Annotated in this window: 5 protein-coding genes; all 5 read right to left on the bottom strand. The window is 48.5% G+C overall.

Features of this window, described 5'->3' with window-relative positions; all coding sequences use genetic code 11:
• Positions 1 to 17 precede the first annotated feature (17 nt).
• Positions 18 to 1,163 carry a site-specific integrase gene (locus AZSI13_RS15370; protein WP_165833563.1) on the bottom strand — a complete coding sequence of 382 codons (1,146 nt, stop codon included), beginning with the start codon at positions 1,161 to 1,163 and terminating at the stop codon, positions 18 to 20.
• A gap of 115 nt (positions 1,164 to 1,278) precedes the next feature.
• Positions 1,279 to 1,659 carry a hypothetical protein gene (locus AZSI13_RS15375; RefSeq protein ID WP_109042072.1) on the bottom strand — a complete coding sequence of 127 codons (381 nt, stop codon included), beginning with the start codon at positions 1,657 to 1,659 and terminating at the stop codon, positions 1,279 to 1,281.
• Complete coding sequence (locus AZSI13_RS17375; RefSeq protein ID WP_133247333.1) at positions 1,656 to 3,386, bottom strand: hypothetical protein; 1,731 nt, start codon at positions 3,384 to 3,386, stop codon at positions 1,656 to 1,658. The genes AZSI13_RS15375 and AZSI13_RS17375 overlap by 4 nt, the downstream gene beginning before the upstream one ends.
• A gap of 263 nt (positions 3,387 to 3,649) precedes the next feature.
• Positions 3,650 to 5,305 (bottom strand): hypothetical protein, encoded by a 1,656-nt coding sequence (locus AZSI13_RS17380; RefSeq protein WP_133247334.1) that lies wholly within the window; start codon positions 5,303 to 5,305, stop codon positions 3,650 to 3,652.
• A gap of 260 nt (positions 5,306 to 5,565) precedes the next feature.
• Positions 5,566 to 7,023: an integrase gene (locus AZSI13_RS15380; RefSeq protein ID WP_133247335.1), complete on the bottom strand. Its 1,458-nt coding sequence runs from the start codon at positions 7,021 to 7,023 to the stop codon at positions 5,566 to 5,568.
• Between the last annotated feature and the right edge of the window lie 80 nt (positions 7,024 to 7,103).

The following is a 7,103-nucleotide window of genomic DNA, read 5'->3' on the forward strand; positions in this document are numbered from 1 at the left end:
CCTCGTTTCTGAGATTTTCACAGGGGTGAAATCATCACCAAAGAGCTTTTGCATGATTCAACGGAAATGGAATCTGCAGGACTAGGTGCCGGTGGGGTAGTGCCATTACAAAGTGCTTCAACCACGGTTCGTAGCAACTTCGCCCGAGCTGTCTCCATGACCTGTTGTTCCGTTGTTCCAGAAAATCGTAGATCAATAAAATCCGGAAAATCGATATCGATGCGCCGACAGTATCGGGTCACGATGGCGGGATAAGCGGGTAGCTGTTCCCGAAGTACAGGACGAAACTTCTTGGCTCGAGGCTTGGGATCCAGCTTTTCCACAAGATGGCAGGATGACAGATGAGCATAGCGCTTCAACATGCTCATGCTTTTGTGACCTGAGATGGCGGCCACCTCAAGAGTGTTGAGGCCTCGCTCCAGCAGCGAGGAGATCGCACAATGCCGCATATCATGGAAGTGGAAATCAGCTATGCCAGCTCCTTTGGTAAAAGCTCTCCACGCGCTTTTAATTCCATTCGACGTATAAGAGTCGAAGACAACTCCGCTAGATTTCCTAGGCAAATAGTCATGCAATACGTCATATGCTTTTCGACTCAGCGGCACATTACGTTGCTCACCGTTCTTTGTCATGGCTAGGTGAACCGTGCGTTGGTTCCAGTGAACATTCTCCCAGCGGAGGGAAAGAATCTCGCCCTGACGCATGGCAGTTTCAAGAGCTAGGACAACGATGGCATAGAACTGCGGATTCGAGTGACGGGCAGCAGCATGCAACAGCTTTCGCTCTTCGGCCGCGGTCAAACGACGGGTCCGTCCGGGAGGAACCTTTGGCTTTCGCACCCTTGCTACCGGGTTTGCCAGTTGATCCATCCCCCAGTCAGAGGCTGCAGTCGTGAAGACATGAGAAAGGAGCATTAACTCTAGTTTTACCGTCGATGTAGCAAGGGTCTTAGAGGGATTCCTAGGGTTCTTGGTGGATAAGCGAATATCTCGAAAAGTGGAGACATCCATCGGGGTCACTTGTCCAAGTTGGATGTGGCCCAAGTACTTGGACAACGCACCAATACGATGCACCTCAGATGTATAGCTACGCTTCCTGATCGAAACAGTGCGAACGTAATAGTTGAGAATCTCACCAAGCGGGACATTCAGCGCTGGCTTCATTTGCATTGGTTGAAGGACATTAGTCATTACGCCGATACCATCCGTATCGACGCAGAAATTATGAGTTGTTGTAGCCTCTGAACGGCGCAAAGACGGTGTTTGCTATCTGCTTTGCTCAAGAGGGACCGTTCTTGCGTTCCCCCCCTCTGATCGGAAGAACTTTGTCATTGGTCAGTTTTGCAAGTCGTTGTCTCAGTTCGAACAGCTCACTGAGCAAGGAAAGCTCACGGGCGTACGCCTGGTCTCGCTGATGGCGTAGCTCTTGGATAGTCTCTCGAGCCTGCTGCAGTCTTTTTTTGTAATCGACGGTTGGTCTTTTTTGAATCGCGGCTAGGTTGATGGCCGCTATCAGTGGAGCAAAAGCCGCTCGAGACTTCTTGATACTCCCCTTCTTTCGACCTGCTTCAATCGCAACGGCATCATTGGTGATTTTTTCACCTCTTGTTTGGAGTCGATCCAGAGCAGCGAAGTACTCATCCATACTGGTTGTTGTCATATCGGGCGTCCTTCCTGTGCGTTTGTTCCTTGAACACTATCCCTAGTGGCACACAAGACCTTCAAGTCCTCTTCCTCCGAACGGAGTTCTGCAGAGTTTGGTGAAATGGCTTTTAGCTTTTGGACTCGGGTTGCTTGGGCTGCAATGACACGATTCAGCTTTTGAAGGCTTCCAACCAGGTTTTTGCAGTGATTAGTCAGACAACCGACCTCCAAAATGTTGTTCATTGTCTTGTCACATTCGTCCACGTTGATGCATCCACCAATCGGTGTTTCACGATAGGCAAGCTCTCCTTTGACAAAACGTCTCATCGTGGCATTTCGATCAACCAACACGATTCCCTCTGAATTTCTCAATCGGCGATCCACCCAGTTGCTGTAGGCACCAAACAGAGTGTCATCCGTCATAAGCACATGCGCTACGAAACTTAGATACTGCGAGATTGGTTGAGCCTTCTGCCATTCACGACCAAAGTGGCCCTTATCCGTGCCGATGAAATCATTGGCAAAGGCAGACCCACGCGCGTAGTACCAAGCCATCTCGTGCGTAATATGTTGCAGCTGTCTCTTCAGAGAGGGGAGCGACACTAGGCCAGAACGTTGTGCGTAGAGAGCCAAGGAGCGCCGCAATTGATGCCCGGTCAATACCCATGGGGAGCCAAGTCTGAAAGCTTCTTCGGAACGCCAGGCACGGTGGGGGTCAATATTCTCGAGTTCTTGTAAATCGGATTCCAAGATGATCGGTTGGATTCTGTGGCGAAGCTCGACAAACTCGTTCAAATGCAACGTCGTTGGTCTACCAAATGTCGCGGCACTACGAGGTAACGGAGAGACGAAAAGATAACGTCCTTTCAATTTCCCGACTTCTGGGGTACGCACAGACTCAACTAAATTTGCAATGCTTTGCGCAATCTGTACGGCTCGCCGGCCTGCCATACTAGTAACCCACCTTGCTTTCTTGGCGACTCCGTTACTTGATTTAGTGACTCGTCCGTTGATGACGTAGTGAGATATGCCATCCCTAAACACTGTTTCCAGACAATCGTAAGGCAGTGATAGCACCTCATCTCGACGCATTCCCGTATAGGCCTGCACCTGAATTGATGCCACCAACATAATCTCTTGGATTGCAACGGAAAGACCGTAAATTGATTTGGAGAGTTTTTTTTCAGTGAAGTACTGCTCCAAACCATATTGCTTCAGCAAGGTAGGGAATGTAGGACTGAACTCTTTGCGTTCCTGCCTAAGCTTCCGACAAATAGCCAGCTGCCTTGATTTGTCGCGGCCGATAAACGGGTCTGCCATGCAGGCCTTGTAAAGCGAGAAAATAGAGGCTGCCGCGCATTCAAAATCATCTAGTTCTTTTGAAAGAGCCGCCAGAATCAAAGAATAGATACGAGTCGGAATCGGGGGATGCTGTTTTGCTAGATTTGACCAACCTCTCGATAGACGCCGGAGCTCCTCAACGACAGGTTTTCCTGCAATCTCAAATCCGACTAGCCGTGGATCAAGAGATCGTAGAAAACCTACTAGAGAAGCTAGTAGGGAAGCATGATTCCTGGCAGTCGTTATCTCGTGAAACAGCAAGGAAGAATCAGAAAATACATCCTGAAGGCGCACAGTTGCACGCTCTGCTATTCTGGCCAGACGACGTAACGTGACCAAATATCCCTCCAATCCCGATGTTGATAAGGGACTACCTGGGCGTAGATACATGATGAGAAACATGATCCATCGTATCTCCTCAAGAAGGCAGCGTCGCTGGTCAGTAAGCCCCCCCTCCGTCCAGTAAATGAAATGCAAATGCCGAGATCGACCATCCGCGTTGTATGGCGTGCGGTCCCATGAAAGATCACCGTATGTTGATGCAGTAGAGCCATCGTGATTTCGTGAGACTACAAAGTTACTGGGTGGAACACGACATAAAGTAGGGTCATATAAATCTGGTTGTGAGTCCGGAGTTAGCAAACTGACCTTTGCTTCAAGTGTTGTCATAGAAGCTCCAGTTCAATCAGTGTGTCCAATTTCACGGCCCAATACGGATCCAACTCCCCTTGAGCATCAACCTCATGCTCGACCCTTCCAACCATATCCGCATCTCGTCGACGGACCTCTTCGAGAATAAAATCAAGGCGCCTTAGCACCACTCCAAAAAATCTCTCAAACTGCTCCAAGCTGCCAGCAATACGAGCAGTTTTTCGTATGCAGTGACGGAAACTCAAAATTTTTCGTGTATCAGTTTCATCCGCGTGGATGCGATACTGCTTGCAGAAGAAGCAGCCTTCGGCTTCTTTGCAATTTGCCGGAACTGAAGAGGATGCATTAATCGTGACTGGGTGATTGGGTGACGAACACACGCCAACCGAACACGCTTGACTACCTGGAAACACAGTAGATTTGTTTAGCACCACCTGCTCCACATTGCTCAAGAAGTTTGATATTTCCACTTGTTGGGAAGCTTCAGACCCATTGCTGTACTTCTTGAGTGCCGTGTTCAAGCTGTGCTGCATAACACGAGCAGCAACAGGGAGTTCAACGGTGCGTACAAGGTGATTTTGCTTAGCAGCACGCCATTCTCTAGGCAATACCTTTGGAATTTTTGGATCAAGCTTGTGAAGTTCTGCCATCAATCTAGAAAATATCTCCGGAGATAACGGAACTGGGTTATCAAGATTTGATCGCTGAAGCCCAAAAAACAAATACGAGAACTCTTTCCCATTTAACAAAAATTGTCGTAATTTGATAAAACGCTTGAGGCTTGGCATAAATTTAACGCCAATCTCAAAGAACACCACCTTGTTGTTTGCCCTATACTTAATTGAGCGAAATCCTTGGCGCTCCGATCCAGGATTAGAAATGGCATCCTCCAACTCAGGACACCATGGCAATGAACATGCTTGGGCCGAATTCATGCCCGTAGCTGCAATAAACATAAGCATGAAGAAGCGTAAAGCCATTTGCCCACGGTGCAGACGAGTTCGATGACGAAGATTTCTGTTGGCTTGATCAAGCAACCATAATGCGCGACTCCTAATTCTGTTTAGTTGATGTTCCGTTGCAACACCCCCATATAATTCATTCAATTCGCATAAATCATATATGCGCCCACCCTCATAGTCGTAAGCCACGTAATCCAATTCAACTTTTTTGTAGTTGTGCTCACTTGTAGGTGTTCTGCACCATTGGTTACATGGGAACACCCACAGTTCTCTTGAGCTCCAATCTAAGTAATCCGGCAACGTTAATGCGTGAGGGTACGGGCTAGCCTCCAATATCAGGCCACTGATTCCATAAAAGAAAGTGTTGCACCACCCCATTACCATGCCTTGGGCATCCTCACTGGGAACTGGGACCGGTGTGTCAAATATTTCTCTCTTGCGAATCATATTGATTCCATGATCAAAATATTCAGCATCGAAGAACAACTCCAAGAATTTCTGGCAATTGTTCTGGTATGAAGCTGCAGTGTTGTTGCCCAACTGGCCCATCGAAACTAGATCTTTGAGGTGATGGATGTACGCGACAAATGCAAGTCGGCCCCCTGCTTCATTGGCTAACACATTGAAGTAGCCATTTGCATCGCACCAGTCCACAAATTGGCAAAAATGCCTATGTTGGGTGTCTAGGGTATTTACCCGGACAGTCATGCAAGTGAAACAATCCGAGATGAAGCGAATTAACCGCCGGACTTGATCTGCCCTAGTTGCATCATAGGAGTGCACGTCCACTCGTCGACCATGTTTTGGTGGCCGCTTTTTTGTCATGTCGCGACGGAGGTAGCACAACGCCCCAATGTCTATTGAATGACTTTTCCAGTAGCCAAGGATTACTCGCTCAGGTGATGGAATATGGTCCCTATCCACCAGGGGAAGCTGAATTTCCTCAACACTCCGAGGATGGTATTGGCTCATGCGATGTTTGCCAGTTGGTGCGTCGACCTTTCTAACCACGCTTCCCAACTGTCCTGAGCCGCATGAACTAGGGAAAGTCGGCTTCGGTATGAAAGGTAGCGTTCAGTTACCTCTAGCGATTCGTGACACATCCGGACGCGGACATAGTTGAGAACTTGGGTCAGAGTTTCTTCTCCACTGGCAACCAACTTCAATTTCTCATCCAGCAGATTCATTCCAAAGGTTGCGCGTGTGTCATGGAAGCGATAGTGGAAGTTCGGAACCTGGTATTTTTCTCTGATGTGCGGAATGATTTTTTCTTTGATGTACTGCCGTAGTGCTTGGCCAACCTTTCCATGATGAAGCTTGCTATTCGCATCAAACACAGATGCGTCATGCTGGGATGTGTAGAAGGGGGCTCCATGACTGGTCAAAAACAGGTACTGATTGTCTGTATTACCCCCTGTCGCCTTTTGCCTTCGTCGTACCGCTCTCTGGCTGGTTGCGTAGGTTCGTAACATCCGATAGAACCATACAGGAACATGCAAAACCATTTGCTTGCTCCGCTTGGTGTCAATCCCGGTTCCCAAACCAACGGGGATTCGAACTTCACTGGATGAGGTTTTCGTATCAAGCCGTTGAGTGACATGCTTGACCTGGAAGGTGAGGATTGTCTGCAACCGCGCACCTGTCAGGAGTCCGAATAGATGAATCAATGTTATTTCTGTATTCCCTGCGGTCAAAAGAGCATCAATCAACCACTCCTGCTCAACTTGGGGGAGTGGCCGCAGCTTTCCCCCATCATCAATCATGTCGCCGTATGGGTTGTCCTGTTTTGCGACCTTAATTGAGACATCTGTGGTTCTAACCGTCTTAGTCAGCGGGGCTCCGTGGCGGTCTTTGAAACCGACGTGGCGATCTGCCTCTTTCCACGGTGAGTGGCTGGGGGCAAACACTTCGCTCTCCTGTAGCCAGCGGTAGAAGTTGATAACAGTCGCCATCCGTCGCTTGGCAGTCTCCGGAGCTACTTCAGCGTTAGCTATAAGGTTCTTTAGATATCCATGAAACCGGTAGGTTGGACGAAGGTATTTGTGGGCAGGAAAAGTAAGCCAATCGATTTGGGTTTCATCAAGGAAGCGCTTGTATGCGGCTAAGTCTTCCGCACGGCTCTCGTAGGTCCTCATTGCAAGAGCGCTGGGACTGCCAAGAGAATCGAGTATCCACATGTTCGCTTCTGCCCACGGAATTCCGTCCTTATCTAAGATCATTGGAAACAGATTGAATCTGCATCTGGCTCCCCCAAGCCATCCAGATGATTGATGACCATTTGTTTTAGGTAGCTTTGGACGGATGTAGTACTGGCCCCCATTGGTGAGATGGCTATCCGGAATGCTTACCGCTAGGGCATTTGGATCTGACGAATCCGTAACCTCTGTAACGACAATGGATGGAAGAAGAATTTTTCGTGATTCCATGACGATTCCTACTGAACAATTTCCTGTCCATCCTAGATAACTTGCAGGTATCGTTCAAACAGCTAAAACTTATCCGTACG

It is taken from the genome of Azospira sp. I13, assembly GCF_003112695.1.
Classification (GTDB): domain Bacteria; phylum Pseudomonadota; class Gammaproteobacteria; order Burkholderiales; family Rhodocyclaceae; genus Azospira.